Raw genomic sequence first — 14,866 nt, forward strand, 5'->3', positions numbered from 1 at the left:
ACAACGTCCGCCCCCTGCTTGGTGATACTGCTTAAGTTAGCCTTCCCTAAATAAAAAACCGCGTGCTAAATAAATAGCACGCGGTTTTTTAAATAACGCCTAAGGCCAACTTAACCGCACTTGGACCAGCCGCAGCCTGCGTAACAGGTGGGGCAACCATCCATCATGATCAGCTCACCGCGGCACTCAGGGCAGTTTCCCACCGTGGCCGGGCCGCTGCCTTCAGGCTTTTTTTCCGCGGTAGCCTTTTCGCCGATCGGCTCTACCGCACCCGCTTCAACAGGCGCATCGCCCGTCTCCTCATCCGGCTGCCAAGCATGGCCATGGGTCATGCGGTGGGCATAGCGCTCAACCAGCTTCTCAACCGGCACTTGATTGCCATCCCGATCCAGGAAACCGCGACGATAAAGAATCTGCTGTATCGACCAAGCAATCGCAGCGACCTCTGAATCGTGAAACATCGGCTTGTTCCAGCGGTTCATACCGCAGCGTACCAGGCCTTTGTCCCACGCCACTTTGCGCAAATCCGCCACTGCCTGGGTGACATAACCACCGCGGGCCGCCAGCGAAAGGCTGCGCATGGTGGCGGTGATCCACTGGTGCTCGCTGGAGAGCTGGCCCGACGGGAAAAAGAACTCTACCGGACGCTCAATCACCACGCGTTTGCCGCCAATCACGCCTTCCACCGGCATAAACGACACCAGCAGATAGACTTTCTTGCGACCTTCCGCGCCCACGTACGAAATCTTCTCTGATACGGCTTCTAGGGTGCCTTCCGGGCGTGACGGAATCCGCACCGTCAGCGGGCTTTCATCCTGTAGCTCAGGAACGGGCGCGGCCTGCTCCTGCTGCTTGATGCGGTAACCAACGATTTTTGAGGTAATTTCTACAGCCATGGTGTTCTCCACTTAGCAAAGGTAATCGGGCGGTTCTTTACATGGACGCTGCTAGCAAGGGCGCAGCCCCCGCCGCTACCATTTGCCGTAGGTGCCCTCTTTTAAGCCATCAAACAGGTTGGCAGCGTTATGTTCTTCGCCGTCGTAAACCACCTTTTCATCCCCGGTCAGTTCGAGGGTTTCGCCATTTTCCAGCTCAAATACATAGGTGGTGTTTTTAAGATCATCTTCACGTACCAGCACGCCCTGGAAGGCCTCAGGGTTAAAGCGGAAAGTGGTGCAGCCTTTTAAGCGGCTTTCATAGGCCTGCAAATAGAGGTTCTGGAACTGCTCAAACGGGAACTCGGTGGGCACATTAACCGTTTTCGAGATCGCTGAATCCACCCAGTGTTGCGCAGCGGCCTGAACGGCGACGTGCTGCTCGGGTGAGATCGCATCGGCGGTAACGAAATAGTCAGGCAGGTCGCTATCCACCGCATCAGCGGCAATAAAGTGACGGTAGGCGGCCAGCTCAAAGGAGACGACTTCTACCTGCTCTTTGGTCTTCTTGCCCGACTGGATAATATTGCGGAAGTAGCGGTGCGAGAAAGAGGGTTCGATACCGTTGGAGGCGTTGTTACCCATCGACAGGCTGATCGTGCCGGTCGGCGCGATCGAGCTGTGGTGAGTAAAGCGTGCGCCATACTCGGCAAGCTGTGCGACCAGTTCGGGCTCAAGCTCGGCCACTTGGGCCATGTACTGGCTGTAACGGGCATGCAGAATACGCCCCGGTACTTGATCGCCCACTTCATAACCATCTTTGGCCAGTTGTGGGCGCTCGCGCAGCATCTTGGGGGTAATGGTGTGCTCCTGCTCAAGCACCGGCGCCATGCCTTTCTCTTTAGAGAGTTCCAGCGCCTGCTTCCAGCCCTCAATCGCCAAGTGACGGCTCACTTCATCGGTGAATACCAGTGACTGCTTCGAGCCATAAGGGATTTTGAGCATAGTAAGCGTCGACCCCAGGCCCAAAAAGCCCATGCCGTGGCGGCGCTTGGCCTCAATTTCACGCTGCTGCTGCGGCAGCGGCAGACCAGCAATTTCCACCACGTTATCGAGCATGCGGGTAAAGATGGCGACGACCTTGCGGTAACGCTCCCAGTCAAAGCGTGGTTCGGCGCCGAAGGGATCGATGACGAACTTGGTCAGGTTGACGGAGCCCAGCAGGCAGGCACCTTCCGGCGGCAGCGGCTGCTCGCCACAGGGGTTGGTAGCGCGAATATCCTCGCAGAACCAGTTATTGTTCATGCGATTGACTTGGTCGATCAGGATGAAACCTGGCTCGGCGTAGTCATAGGTGGAGGACATGATGGTGTCCCATAATTCGCGCGCTTTGATCACTTCCACAATACGGCAGGCGACGCGGCCTTCGGCATCCACCGTGTAGCCCTCTTCCACTACCGGCCAGTCACGGTAGATCAAGTCTTCCGCTTTAACGTCCTCTTTCTCACCAGGGTGCAGTGGAAAGGCCAACGGCCAGTCGGTATTGTTTTTCACCGCTTCCATAAACTCGTCGGTGATCAGCAAGCTAAGGTTAAACTGACGCAAGCGCCCCGCTTCGCGCTTCGCCTGGATAAACTCACGCACATCCGGGTGGCCCACATCGAAGGTACCCATCTGGGCGCCACGGCGGCCACCGGCAGAAGCCACGGTGAAACACATCTTGTCGTAGATATCCATAAACGCCAGCGGACCATTGGTGCCTGCGCCAGCACCAAACACAAACGCGCCTTTGTAGCGTAGTGTCGAGAAGTCGTAGCCGATACCCGCCCCTGATTTTAGCGTCATACCCGCATCCACGACGGAGTCGAGAATATCGCGCATGGAGTCGCGAATGGTGCGCGAGACGGTGCAGTTGATCAGGCTTACCGCTGGCTTGTAAGCCTCTGCGCCCGCATTAGAGAGAATGCGACCGGCAGGAATAGCGCCATGCTCCAGCGCCCAGCGAAATTTCGGCAACCACTCTTCTGCCTTGTCTCCTTCCACCGCTGCAAGGGCGCGTGCAACACGCTCAAACGTAGCACCGACATCTTGGTCGACGGGCTGGCTATGACGATCCTTGAGGCGGTACTTGGCATCCCAGATCTCCCGCGAAGGGGCCTGCATCGGGACATCGTTAGAGGTCTTCATAGCCTTAGCAGCGGTGCTCATGTCGCAAAACTCCTTCACAACGGGGTGAATATAGCGCTTAAATGGGGCGATTATACGTGGCATCAGAGTGAAGTATAGACTTGACTTTCCACCATATAAGGCACTTTTTTAGCTATTTTCTACCATATATAGAAAAATCAGCGCGTTACTCTTTTGACAGTCTCAAACACGCTATAGACTGTTTTTCCGGTTAATCGTCTAGGGATTTTGGTTACATGGCTCACATCATCACGGCGACGCTCGCCCTGCGTTTCCACGCCTCAATGGTAATCGCTATGCTAACGCCTATATTCGTTACGGCGGCAATGGTCGTCTCATTGATGGTCGCAACGTCCATGGCTAACGCAGCCACATTTAATACCGACGACGTGGCTACCCACGAACATTGGCAGTCGATGACACTGTCATTGGGGAGTGAACGACACTACCGGGCGATAGAAACTCACAGCTATTCTGATGCCACCCTAAGCCTGAACGCCACCGCAGGCGTTTGTGATTTACCCTGGCTGGAGATGCGCGTGACGCTTGAGCAGCAGCAAGGTGAAAGCCGTGCAGTGAACTTAGTACCCGCCAGGCTACGCATTGATGAGCAGCCCGTGATTGATACCATGGCGGAGTTTATAACCGAACGCGGCGACGACGGGTTTTATGCCCACTTTTACTTAAGCGACTTAACGGCGCTGATGGCCGACATGCGCCAGGGCGAGCAGTTATTTCTCGGTTTTGACCAGGCAGAGCGCGAGCCTTGGTATATGACCTTTAGCCTGCAAGGCGCCGACGCGGCGATTAACCGGATGCTCACCCAGTGTGAAGGTAGCGGAACCCATTAAGGTGTGAATGATTAGATCGGCATCACAGGCTCAGGCGCCATTTCAACGCGATTACGTCCGCCATGCTTAGCGCGGTACATCGCATCGTCTGCCCGGGAAATGATGGTTTTACAGCTGTCGCCCGACTGCCAAACGGCAACGCCGATACTCACCGTGATCGTTTGCTCAAGGCCCGCAATGCGTAGCTCTGCTACCAGCGAGCGCAGGCGCTCGGCTAAACCAATAGCGGCATCAACGTCTGAATGAGTGGCCAGCACAATAAACTCCTCGCCCCCCCAGCGGCCTAAGTGGTCACAGCCCCGCAACGAACTCTCCACCAGGCGCGCCAAGGCCACCAGCACATCATCACCAACGTTATGGCCGTGGGCATCGTTGATCTGTTTGAAGTTATCGACATCAAATAGCAGCAGGGCAAAGGCAGCCGCGTAGCGCTTGGCCGCCACTAGCTCTGCATTGATCGCTTCCTCGATGCGGTAACGGTTCCACACCTTGGTTAAGGGATCGAAATGCGCTAGCTGCTCAAGCCGCTGATTTGCCTCGGCAAGGGCTTCCCGCTCTCGCTCCAAATGCATGTTCAGTGAGCTAATTTCATAGGCTGAAATCGCCAACGTCAGGTCTTCACCTAAATCGACCGCCGCTAGGCGCTCTACCCGCTGCCATGCTTCGCTTTTGCCCACCACCTCTTCATGCCAAGCAACCGACGGGGTCACTATCGACGCTGGCTGAGGGCTAGTCGAAGGCTGCATCGCCCAATACAATGTTTCTACCTGCTCAGGGCGAAAGAAAATTAACCATGCGCGCTGGGTAGAGTTCATCGGTAGCGGGACGGCCAAGGCGCCGCACTGGTCGGGCATGGCTAACGAGCAGGTTAACGGCTCTTTGGCCAGCTCACGTGTGCACCAAGGTCCGCTATGTACGTGGGCTCTTTCGAGGCGTAACACAAACTGACTTATAGCTTCCGGGGCAGGCGTCACGCCCGCTTGATAAGCGCCCCCATTCACCCAAAGCACGATGCCATGGGCGCGAAACAGCTTCATCCAGGTAGCCGCCTGCTCATGGAGTAGCTGCTGGGGGCTCTGCGGCTCACTGGGCGCTCGTGCACTCAATATCAAGCTATCCTGTACGCGCTGTAAGTAGCGCGCTTCTTGACGCGCCCGCAGTAACAGCATGCGCTGCGTGGCCATTTGCACTAAGGTGCGTACGGCATCGCGTACCGATGGCTCAACTGAATGCGGGCTTGCCGAGTGGCAAAACACCAAGCCCCACAGGCCAGTATCTCCTTGCATGGCTAAACTCAGCGAACCACGCACCCCCATGCGCTTTAGGTAGCGCTGCCTTTCTGGAGCCGGGGCACGTAAAAAACTGCCGCTTAAGCGTGTGGCGGAACAAGCGGGCATCAGCGTTTCAGGCGGAGCATTAACGTCTTCAATCAACCGCACAGGGTGATTTTCATAGCTCAGTCGCAACGTGCTAGGAAAGTCACTAGCGGGAAAGCGCTGGCCCAGTAGCGGAGGCAAATGCTCTCCCTGCGCTTCGGCAACCATTAAGCCATGCCAATCACTATCGAAATGGCACACGCTGACACGATCATAGCCGGTGAGCTGTTGTATAGCATGTACCAAGGAGTCGAGTAGCTCCTCTTGATGAGTCGCTTCAGCCAAGTGCATCAACCGTTCGTTCACCGTCCCCAGTAGACGCCGCTTGCCGAGGGGATTGAGAGGCTCAATTTCAACAATAACTTGCTCATCCTCTCGGTAAGCATGCAGTTGAAAACGTACGCTACTGTGCTTAGGGCGAATAAACGCCAATGGCCCAGGCAAGCGTTGCTGCCCCTGAAGCTCACGGCGTACCCGCTGGCTAAGGCGTTTGCCCAACACGCAGGCAAGACTTAACTCCCCGTTTTCAGGGCACTCAATGCCGGTTAAGCGGGTTAAATTTGTGCTGGTAGCTTGGATACGCCGACAATCGGCATCTAAAACCAGCAGGGCACCAAACGACTGTAATAGCGGGCGGTACATGGACACAGGCGTGGCCTCAAGAATCTATTCACCCTTCGACCTGCTGCCTCAACAACAGCTCTACGCGCCGGTTGGCCGCTCGGCCATCCGCGGTTGCGTTCGTTTCCATGGGTTGGGTGTCAGCATAGCCGACGGCCCGCATATGAGAAATATTGAACCCTTGGCGCTCTAAATGACGCACGACGGCAATAGCCCGCGCGGATGAAAGCTCCCAATTAGAGGGAAAGCGCGCTGTCGAAATGGGTACGCTATCGGTATGACCTTCCACCGAAATCTGCCCGTCAAAACTGGCTAATACATCGATAAGGCTTTCAACCACGCCGCGCCCTTGAGGCGTCAACACTGCTTGGCCACTGGAAAATAATAGGCTGTTATCAATACGCAGTGTGACCCCTTCACGCCCTTGCGACACGCTCACTCCAGGAATATTGAGCCCGGAAAACTGCGGCTGCAGCCCTTGGTGGCGGGGCTGTATACCTGTGGCAAGTGACGCTAGCGGCAGCGATGATACAGCGCTAGCCGAGCGCATAAAAGCCGTATCCGCCGCTTCACCACCCCCCGGTGGCGTCAGTGAAAGCAAGAGGACAAATAGCGTGATGAGCAGCGTCAGCACATCAAGATAGCTGGTTAGCCATCCCTCTTCGCCCTCCCCAGGCGAGACCGGTATTTCCAGGGCGTGACGGGTATCACGGTCTAACATGATAACTATCCCTTCGCCGCCGAACTAACCGAGGAGTCTGGTCTTGGTTTGACGCTGTTATCACGAATTTCATCGTGGTAATTGGCCACAAACGAGTTAAGGGTCTCTTCAATGAACGAGGGCAGACGGCGCTTAGTGATCAGTGAGATGCCTTCCAAAACCATGTTCATGGTAATCAAGCGCTCTTCGGTCCGGCGCTCTAGCTTCACTGCAATCGGCTTAAACACCAAATTGGCGAGTAAAATGCCGTAGAAGGTGGTCAGCAGTGCCACCGCCATGCGTGGGCCAATGACCTGCAGGTCGCCAGCATCCATGACTTCCAGCATGTTCACCAGCCCCACCAGGGTGCCGATCATGCCAAATGCAGGCGCATAGGTAGCCATGGTGCGAAATATTTGTGCTTCAGCCTGTTCACGCGCTTTCAGGCGGGCAATGCGCCAGCGCAGCATGTCAAAAATTTCGTCCTCTTTGGTGTTGGCGATCACCAGTTGAATGCCGGTGCGTAAAAACGGATTGCGGGTATGCTCTAGCTCGCGCTCAACCGCCCGCACATCGCCTTTAAACCACAGTCGTGACATATCGACCAGTTCCCGGATATCGTCACGCATATAGGTGTTTTCGCGCCGGAATACTAGGCCCACCAACCGCACCACACGGAGCACTTCTCTCAGCGGATAGCTGATAAAGGTAGCCGCCAACGTACCAGTCACCACAATGGCCAGGCCCGGCAAATTGATAAAGCTTGAAGGGGACTCTGCGGTCAAAAACAGTACACTGACCAGCAGCAATATGCTGGCAAATATACCTATCAGCGTCGAAGGATTCATCCACGGCTCCTTGCCGGTCACAAGTGAGTAAAAAAGAGGTGTTATGCCGAGTCGTGTAAACGCGCACGTAAACGGCTGACGGCCTGACTGTGTAGTTGAGAAACGCGTGATTCCGTTACGCCCAACACAGCCCCTACTTCCTTGAGGTTGAGTTCTTCCTGGTAATACAGTGCCATGAGCAGTTTTTCACGCTCTGGCAGTGCGTCAATCGCATCAATCAGCGTTTGCCGCTGCTGGCCATCAAGCAACTGCTCGAACGGTGAGTTGCTCAGTTCATTACTGACCGGCTCGCCGCCATCGGCCACCAGCTCTTCAAACGGCAGCAATTGGCCACTGTTGGTGTCATTGAGGAGCTGCTGGTATTCACTCAACGGCATTTCAAGATGGTGGGCGATTTCGTTCTCTTCCGGTGCTCGCCCCAGCTGTTGTTCTAACTGGCGAACGGCATTGTCTACTGCGCGCGCTGAACGACGCACACTGCGGGGCAGCCAATCGCGGGTGCGCAATTCATCCATCATCGCACCGCGAATTCGTTGGCTGGCAAAGGTCGCAAAGGTCGCACCTTGGGTAGCATCAAAGCGACCGAGCGCTTCCAGCAGCCCTACCATCCCTGCTTGAATAAGGTCATCGAGCTCAATGCTGGCTGGTAAGCGGACCTGAAGCGTCAAGGCCTGACGTCGTACCAGTGGCATATATTGCGTCAACAGCTCACTCTGTTTGATCCTACCTTGTGCTGTGTACATCCTTTCGCCTCGCGGCTATACAGCCTTCACTGATAGTTCACAATCATTTGCAGCCCCTGCACTCGAACCGGCCGTTGGCCTGGGCGTAAGGCGAAACGAAAATGCAATGGCACACCTGCCGTCCGTCCTGCCAATGCGGTAGTGGACCCGCGCATGCCGGTTAACGCAACGCACTGCTCAGGATGGCACAACCAAGCGTTTAACAGCGCACCGGGAGGATGGCTGAACTGCCACTGAATACGCTCAAGCTGCTTTGTCCGAAGATTCGCCGCAGCGGGCGGAGAAACGTTTTGGCTAGCGCTTGCCCGATCACTCATCGCCACCATCAGCCCAGGAACCTGGGTGCTCCAACTGCCGGTAGCGGCCTGGGCACTCGCCGTTAATCCTGCCAGTAACCACCCTGTTAGCAGTAGCGCCACCAGCGGCAGCGCCCTTCTTAATTGCAAGCTTAGCATGCTTAGTCACCTTGGCGGAGTATGCTCATCGTGCAAGTACCAGTAGTTCCATATTTAAGTAGTATTCGGCGGCACCACGCAAGTTGTCGAGCAATCCCTGGCGCGGCAAATGCGGTTCATGAAGCGCTAGCAAACGACGCGGCCCACCGTGTTCCTGTAGCTGGCGCAAGGTGCTGTACATGGCAGCAAAGGCATCGGCATCGCTATTGATCCATAGTGCCCAACGGCTGTACTGAGCGCGTAACTGAGCAAGGTCAGCAGTATCTGCCGCCACGATATGCACATCCCAGTCTTCAGGGTCACCGGCCCAGCTTCGACCTAACGTGGACCACTGCCCCAGACGTGCTTTGACTTTGTTTACCTGAGAGGCACCGCTACCGGGCAGCCCAACCACTATAAGCGGAATTTTGGGTCTGGGTGGCGCTATCGCCTCAGGCGCTTCTGCTTCTACTGCTGCAGCCGTAGGCGTTAATAACGATGGGCTCTGTTCTGGTTCTGGCACATGCTCGGCCGCCGCGACATCAACCGCCCCTTCCGCCTGCTGCTGGCGCTGCAGATTCGCCCACTTACGCAGCCCTGAAGCTTGATCTTGATCGCTCACGTCACACCCTCTCGGCTGACACTGCCCATTTGGCGAATCGCATCGCGGGCCATAAACGCGTAAACCAGCGCATCAAGCATGCCAGTATCGCGACGCCGACGGCTCGTGCCTAATAAATTGAGCAGGTCGCCGCGCAGCGTTTGCGCCTCTTCATCATCGGCAACATCAAGATGCCCGGCAACGGATGCCAAGCCGCTGGCCATGAGTAGGCGCACTTCGGCATTAACATCGCCGCTGTCGGCCTCTTTTAACTGCTGCCAAGCGCGGCGTGTTAATGCCGCTAAGCCATCGCTTTGAAGTTGTGTTAACAGTAGCGAGAGCACCTCGGCTCCCAGCCGAGCAGGGGTAAGCCAGTAGCGGCGCGCTACCACTTTGGCGCTTTCCGGATCACGCACTTCACCGTACCAAGCAAGCAGGGCATAACCCGTCGCATCCTCTACTTCGGCGTAGGCGGTCCACAGCTGCACGGATTGACCACGAAAACGAACGCCCACTTGGTGCGTCAGCACGCTGTCATTAAACAGCTGACGAATGGACTGGCGCTCGTGGTGAAAGCGTACCCGATGACTAGGGGATACTTGGCTGACCCAGGTCAAATGCTCGGCTTCCAACCACGCCAACGCATCAGGCTCGGGTAAGCGCGGCAATAAATGCACCGCGACGCCGCTTGATTCCGTCAGCGCGGCTAAGCGCGGCTGCCACCCAGCAGCATGGCGATGCTGTAACCAGGGTAGCGCCAGCCAAGCGCCCTCTGTGTCCAGGCCAATATCGGGCATTGCCCAGTCGCAGCCGCGCTCATTCCGCCGAGCTGACCACGCCATACCCAACGTCGTATTCACGGCGGGATAGTGGGCGAGCAATGCGTCCAAACGCTCTTCCTGCAGTCGGCTTGGGAGTGACGCTAAATCCCAGATCGCTTCTAATTCCGTAAATCCCGTCACGCGTTGGCGCAGCCGCGCCAGTAGCGACGACAAGCGGCGCCCTTGCCCGAGTACATCCCGCGACCAGCGCGGCATCCCCATGGGGGCGTCAGCGCTTTGTACCTGTTCGCGCTGCGGCGTTGCCGTACTTAGCGCTTGATCCACGAGTGCTTCAGGGGAAGCAATGGCCATATCTTCAGGCACCTGCTGACCATTTGAACCAAACAGCACACGCATCCCGTGGCGCATCACAATGTCGAGCACCGGCGCGAGGCGCCCCGCTTCATCCTGTTTAGTAATAATACAATCGTCTAACTCTGCCCCCGCCGCACGGGCAGCCTGACGATAACGCAGCACGACCTCTTCGAGGGTTTCCGGCTGGCTGGCGGCATTGAGCAGTAGCACCAGGCGCACTCGCGAGCGTCCCCCTTGCAGGTGGGCAATCTGCTCAATCACCCGCTGGTCACGCTGGCTCATGCCTACGGTGTCGATAATCACCCACTGCTTGCCCTGCAAGCGGCCCAGTAAATCGTCGATGGGTTGCTCGGCATCCAGCGCGTACATGGGCGTGTCCAGCAAACGCGCATAGATGCGTAGCTGCTCGTGGGCACCAATACGAAAGCTATCGGTAGTCACCAAGGCAACGGGGCGGGTACCGTGGCGCATCACAAAACGCGCGGCCAATTTAGCCGTGGTGGTGGTTTTGCCTACCCCCGTGGGGCCCACCAACGCAACGATACCGGTTTGGTCGAAAAAGCTGGCTTCATCGCTCAACACACAAAGGCGTTCGATCAGCTGCTGTCGCAGCCACTGCAGGGGCGCTTCGCTGTCGGCATTTAACGCGGCAAGCGGTTCGGGAAGCCCTGTCAGTAGCTCATCGGCAAGCTCGCTGCTAAAACCAACGTTCCATAGCAGTTGGCGCAGGCGGGCGGCCGTTCCCGTTGCTAGCGGCGGCTGGTAGGCAGCCGCTTTTGCGGGTGCGCTGCTTGCCAGCAGCTCACGCATATCCTGCATCTCACGCAATAACCGCTCGCTCATTGCCTGCATGGAGTCTTGCATTGGCGGCGCTGGCGATGGTTCTGGAGACGATAGCCCTGGGGACGATGCCCCTGAAGACGACGGCTCTGGAGGAAGTGACTCTGGCGAAGGCTCAAAATGGTCAATAGCTTCATCCGCCATGGCCAGAATCTCAACGCCCCCTTCGGTGCGCCGATTAGCCACAATCAGGGCATCTTCACCGAGCGCTTCGCGCACTTGGCGCATCACATCACGACTGTTGGCTCCCACGAAACGTCTAACGCTCATGACTTACCCTTTGCCTATGCTGAAAATGGTCAACGCTAGCCTATCACGGCAGGTGGCTACGAACGCCCGCCGACTAGGGTGGTGACCCTTAATGTACGGTCATCGGGAATCTCGGCTTGCGACAACACCGACATATGCCGTAGGCGACGGCGTAAAAAGCGCGAAAGCACTGCCCGCAACGAATGCTGCACGACCAGCACCGGCGGCTCGCCTGAGCTTTCGTGACGCTCTAGCGCCTGCTGCGCCTGGGTCATCAGTGTCTCGGCCAGGCCAGGTTCCATGGCACCGTTGCCATTCATCGCCTGTACCAGCACTTGTTCCAACTGAGCATCCAGCCCCATCACATTGAGCGTCTCTTGGCCGGCAAACCACTGCTGAACAATGGCACGCCCCAAGGACACACGGACTAGCGCGGTCAGCTCGTTGGGGTCTTTTTGCTGGGTGGCGTACTCCGCCAGGGTATCCAAAATGGTGCGCATATCACGGATGGACACGTCTTCATCGAGCAGGTTTTGTAAAATACGCTGCAATACCGTCAACGAAATCGCTTTTGGAATGACTTCTTCGACCAGGGCTTTTTGATCATCGCCCATTTTATCCAGCAGCTTCTGCACTTCTTGGCGGCCTAACATTTCAGGTGAGTGGCGGTGCAGCAGGTGGTTCAAGTGGGTCGCAATCACGGTGCTGGCATCAACCACGGTGTAGCCATATACCTGAGCGTGCTCACGCTGGCCGCTTTCAATCCACACAGCGGGCAAACCAAAGGCTGGGTCTTGGGTATGAGTGCCCTGCAATTCGCCTGAGACCTGGCCTGGGTTAATCGCCAGCCATTTACCCGGCTGCGCTTCGGCGCGGCCGATTTCAGCGCCTTTCATCGAAAGCACATAGGCGTTGGGCGGCAGCTCTAAATTATCGCGGATATGCACGACCGGCGGCAAAAAGCCCACTTCTTGAGCAAACTTTTTGCGCACACTTTTAATGCGCCCAAGCAGCTCACCTTTTTGGCGCGAGTCCACCAGCGGTATTAAGCGATGGCCCACTTCCAGGCCAAGAGTATCGACCAGCTGCACATCTTCCCAGCTTGCTTCCGGGGTCTCTTGTACAGGCACGGGGGCTGCGTCAATTTCCTCTTTAACCAAGGCCTTCTCTTTTTGGCGCGACAACAGCCACGCTAAACCACCCAGCAGCGCGGTGAAGAAGAGAAAGACAAAATTGGGCATGCCGGGCACCATGCCTAGCAAGCCCATGACCACGGCGGCTAAGATCAGTACCTGGGGGTTAACGAACAGCTGGCTCAGCATTTGCTGGCCAATATCCTCGTTCGTGTCGGTGCTCACCCGCGATACCGTGACACCCGCTGCGGTCGAGATCACCAGGGCGGGAATTTGTGCCACTAGGCCATCACCAATCGCCAGCAGCATATAGGTCTGGCCAGCAGCGCCAAAGCTCATATCATGCTGCAGCATACCAATCAGCAGCCCACCGATGATATTGACCACCATAATCACCAGGCCGGCGATGGCATCACCGCGGACAAACTTACTTGCACCGTCCATCGAACCAAAGAAGTCAGCCTCTTGGGCGACTTCTGCACGGCGCTTTTTGGCGTCTTCTTCGCCGATTAAACCGGCGTTAAGGTCGGCATCGATGGCCATTTGCTTGCCGGGCATCGCATCCAGCGTAAAGCGCGCACCCACTTCAGCAATACGGCCAGCACCTTTGGTAATGACCATGAAGTTGATAATGACCAGAATCAGGAAGACCACCAGGCCCACCGCGAAGTTACCGCCGACCAAGAACGCCCCAAACGCTTCAATTACCTTACCCGCGGACGCACCGCCTTGGTGGCCCTCCATTAACACTACCCGAGTGGAGGCGACGTTAAGCGAAAGACGCAACAGTGTGGTGAATAGCAACACAGCAGGAAACGCCGCAAAATCCAGCGGCTTCTGCGTAAACATGCTGACCATCAACACCATAATGGCCAAGGCAATATTGAAGGTGAAGAGTAAATCGAGCGCAAAGGGAGGCAAGGGCACAATCATCATGCCCAAAATCATCAGGATGAGCATCGGCCCGACCAGCAGCTTCATGCGCACGTTACCCATCCAGTCGCGCCGACCAATTAGCTGGTTTAAGCCTTTCATGATTGCGCCTCGTTACCGCCGGTGCCACGCCCGGGGTTTTCCAGCTCTGGGGGAACCGGTAGGTTATCGGGTGTTGGGGGCACGTCACCTCCTTGTTGTGCGACTTGTTTAAGCCGGTAGGCCCAGGCCATTACTTCAGCGACCGCAGTATACAGTTCGGCGGGAACCTCCGCATCGAGATCCACGTGATGGTACAGTGCGCGCGCTAATGGCGCTGCTTCTAAACGGGCAACGCCTGCTTCCTCACCAATTTCGCGAATACGCAAGGCCACCGCATCGGCACCTTTTGCTACCAAACGCGGGGCACCCATGCTGCCTTCCTGATACATCAGCGCTACTGCATAGTGGGTCGGGTTGGTAATGATGACGTCGGCCTGGGGCACTTTACTCATCATTCGGCCCCGCGCCATGGCCTGTTGCTGCTGGCGAATACGCGCTTTCAAGAGTGGGTCACCTTCAGACTCTTTATGCTCGCGCTTGATTTCTTCTTGGCTCATGCGCAGCTTTTTGGCGTTGCTCCAAAGCTGAAAGGGCACGTCGATCAAAATAACCACGATAAGCACCAGCACCATCAGGCCAGCCGCTTGAGCCGCCATACGCAGCGCGTTGGTGAGCGCCTGCTGGATAGGCTGGTCCATCAGCGCCATAAACTTGCCGATGTTGTAATACAAAAACACCGAGACAACACCGCCTACCAACACCGATTTGGCGATAGCTTTCGCCAATTCCACCAGTGCCTGAGAGGAGAAGATCCGCTTTACACCCTTAATCGGATCGAGCTTGGAAAGCTTAGGCTGCATCGACTTCCCTGATATCAACCAGCCGCCCAGCAGCCCGGGCGCTATTAACGCGATGATGGTTAATAGTAAGAACAGCGGCATCATGGCCAATAGCGTGCGCTGACCAAGATCAAGCGCGTTGACCAGCATGGGCGTGCTTTCCATTGCCTGGCGACGTTCAAATAGGAACGCCTGCTCCATCACCATGCCTAACTGGTTATAAAGCATACTACCCATGCTCGATAGGCCAATGACGCCGCCCAATAAGAGCATAAACGTGGTTAGCTCGAGGGAGCGAGGTACCTGCCCCTCTTCACGCGCTTTTTCCTTACGTCTGGGCGTGGCTTCTTCGGTCTTTTCCTGGTCGCTATCGTTATCTGCCATAAGTCATCCGACCAGGTGAAACAAAGGTTATCACGTATTCAGCCGCCCATAGGGACGGCTAAATGGCGCTCTTA

The 14,866-nt window shown here is 56.5% G+C and carries 12 protein-coding genes; 1 reads left to right on the plus strand and 11 read right to left on the minus strand.

Annotated features, from left to right (window positions below; translation table 11 throughout):
• Positions 1-110: 110 nt before the first annotated feature.
• On the minus strand, positions 111-896 hold the full coding sequence (locus CXF87_RS05560; RefSeq protein WP_101145805.1) for a ribonucleoside-diphosphate reductase: 786 nt from the start codon (positions 894-896) through the stop codon (positions 111-113).
• 75 nt (positions 897-971) lie between these two features.
• Complete coding sequence (locus tag CXF87_RS05565; protein WP_101145806.1) at positions 972-3,083, minus strand: adenosylcobalamin-dependent ribonucleoside-diphosphate reductase; 2,112 nt, start codon at positions 3,081-3,083, stop codon at positions 972-974.
• Between the two features lie 305 nt (positions 3,084-3,388).
• Here CXF87_RS05565 and CXF87_RS05570 point away from each other — a divergent pair, with 305 nt between their 5' ends.
• Positions 3,389-3,913, plus strand: coding sequence for a hypothetical protein (locus CXF87_RS05570; protein ID WP_442906338.1), 525 nt, complete (start codon positions 3,389-3,391; stop codon positions 3,911-3,913).
• A gap of 11 nt (positions 3,914-3,924) precedes the next feature.
• Here CXF87_RS05570 and CXF87_RS05575 read toward each other — a convergent pair whose 3' ends face one another.
• The 9 genes from CXF87_RS05575 to flhB are packed head-to-tail and all read right to left on the minus strand — an operon-like array spanning position 3,925 to position 14,792.
• Positions 3,925-5,931, minus strand: a complete 2,007-nt coding sequence (locus CXF87_RS05575; RefSeq protein ID WP_101145808.1) for a sensor domain-containing diguanylate cyclase — start codon at positions 5,929-5,931, stop codon at positions 3,925-3,927.
• Between the two features lie 28 nt (positions 5,932-5,959).
• Positions 5,960-6,631 carry an OmpA/MotB family protein gene (locus CXF87_RS05580; protein WP_101145809.1) on the minus strand — a complete coding sequence of 224 codons (672 nt, stop codon included), beginning with the start codon at positions 6,629-6,631 and terminating at the stop codon, positions 5,960-5,962.
• Between the two features lie 5 nt (positions 6,632-6,636).
• Complete coding sequence (locus tag CXF87_RS05585; protein WP_101145810.1) at positions 6,637-7,458, minus strand: motility protein A; 822 nt, start codon at positions 7,456-7,458, stop codon at positions 6,637-6,639.
• Between the two features lie 41 nt (positions 7,459-7,499).
• Complete coding sequence (locus tag CXF87_RS05590) at positions 7,500-8,201, minus strand: RNA polymerase sigma factor FliA (RefSeq protein ID WP_101145811.1); 702 nt, start codon at positions 8,199-8,201, stop codon at positions 7,500-7,502.
• A 26-nt stretch (positions 8,202-8,227) separates the two neighbouring features.
• Positions 8,228-8,656, minus strand: coding sequence for a flagellar protein FlhE (locus CXF87_RS05595; RefSeq protein ID WP_101145812.1), 429 nt, complete (start codon positions 8,654-8,656; stop codon positions 8,228-8,230).
• A gap of 25 nt (positions 8,657-8,681) precedes the next feature.
• Entirely contained in the window at positions 8,682-9,257 is a 576-nt protein-coding gene (locus tag CXF87_RS05600; protein WP_101145813.1) for a hypothetical protein, read from the minus strand.
• Positions 9,254-11,482, minus strand: coding sequence for a flagellar biosynthesis protein FlhF (gene flhF / locus CXF87_RS05605; RefSeq protein ID WP_101145814.1), 2,229 nt, complete (start codon positions 11,480-11,482; stop codon positions 9,254-9,256). The genes CXF87_RS05600 and flhF overlap by 4 nt, the downstream gene beginning before the upstream one ends.
• Positions 11,483-11,538: 56 nt before the next feature.
• The gene (gene flhA / locus CXF87_RS05610; protein ID WP_101145815.1) at positions 11,539-13,629 is read right to left on the minus strand and encodes a flagellar biosynthesis protein FlhA; all 2,091 of its coding nucleotides are present in this window, start codon (positions 13,627-13,629) and stop codon (positions 11,539-11,541) included.
• Positions 13,626-14,792, minus strand: a complete 1,167-nt coding sequence (gene flhB / locus CXF87_RS05615; protein ID WP_101145816.1) for a flagellar biosynthesis protein FlhB — start codon at positions 14,790-14,792, stop codon at positions 13,626-13,628. Before flhB ends, flhA begins: the two co-directional genes overlap by 4 nt.
• Positions 14,793-14,866 lie beyond the last annotated feature (74 nt).

The sequence above is a fragment of the Halomonas sp. MES3-P3E genome, from assembly GCF_002836035.1.
Lineage (GTDB): Bacteria > Pseudomonadota > Gammaproteobacteria > Pseudomonadales > Halomonadaceae > Vreelandella > Vreelandella arctica.

Coding starts and splice junctions, on each gene's coding strand:
- CXF87_RS05560 (WP_101145805.1), bottom strand. CDS start 896: ATGGCTGTAGAAATTACCTCAAAAATCGTTGGTTACCGCATCAAGCAG.
- CXF87_RS05585 (WP_101145810.1), bottom strand. CDS start 7,458: ATGAATCCTTCGACGCTGATAGGTATATTTGCCAGCATATTGCTGCTG.
- CXF87_RS05570 (WP_442906338.1), top strand. CDS start 3,389: ATGGTCGTCTCATTGATGGTCGCAACGTCCATGGCTAACGCAGCCACA.
- flhB (WP_101145816.1), bottom strand. CDS start 14,792: ATGGCAGATAACGATAGCGACCAGGAAAAGACCGAAGAAGCCACGCCC.
- CXF87_RS05575 (WP_101145808.1), bottom strand. CDS start 5,931: ATGTACCGCCCGCTATTACAGTCGTTTGGTGCCCTGCTGGTTTTAGAT.
- CXF87_RS05590 (WP_101145811.1), bottom strand. CDS start 8,201: ATGTACACAGCACAAGGTAGGATCAAACAGAGTGAGCTGTTGACGCAA.
- flhA (WP_101145815.1), bottom strand. CDS start 13,629: ATGAAAGGCTTAAACCAGCTAATTGGTCGGCGCGACTGGATGGGTAAC.
- flhF (WP_101145814.1), bottom strand. CDS start 11,482: ATGAGCGTTAGACGTTTCGTGGGAGCCAACAGTCGTGATGTGATGCGC.
- CXF87_RS05565 (WP_101145806.1), bottom strand. CDS start 3,083: ATGAGCACCGCTGCTAAGGCTATGAAGACCTCTAACGATGTCCCGATG.
- CXF87_RS05580 (WP_101145809.1), bottom strand. CDS start 6,631: ATGTTAGACCGTGATACCCGTCACGCCCTGGAAATACCGGTCTCGCCT.
- CXF87_RS05595 (WP_101145812.1), bottom strand. CDS start 8,656: ATGCTAAGCTTGCAATTAAGAAGGGCGCTGCCGCTGGTGGCGCTACTG.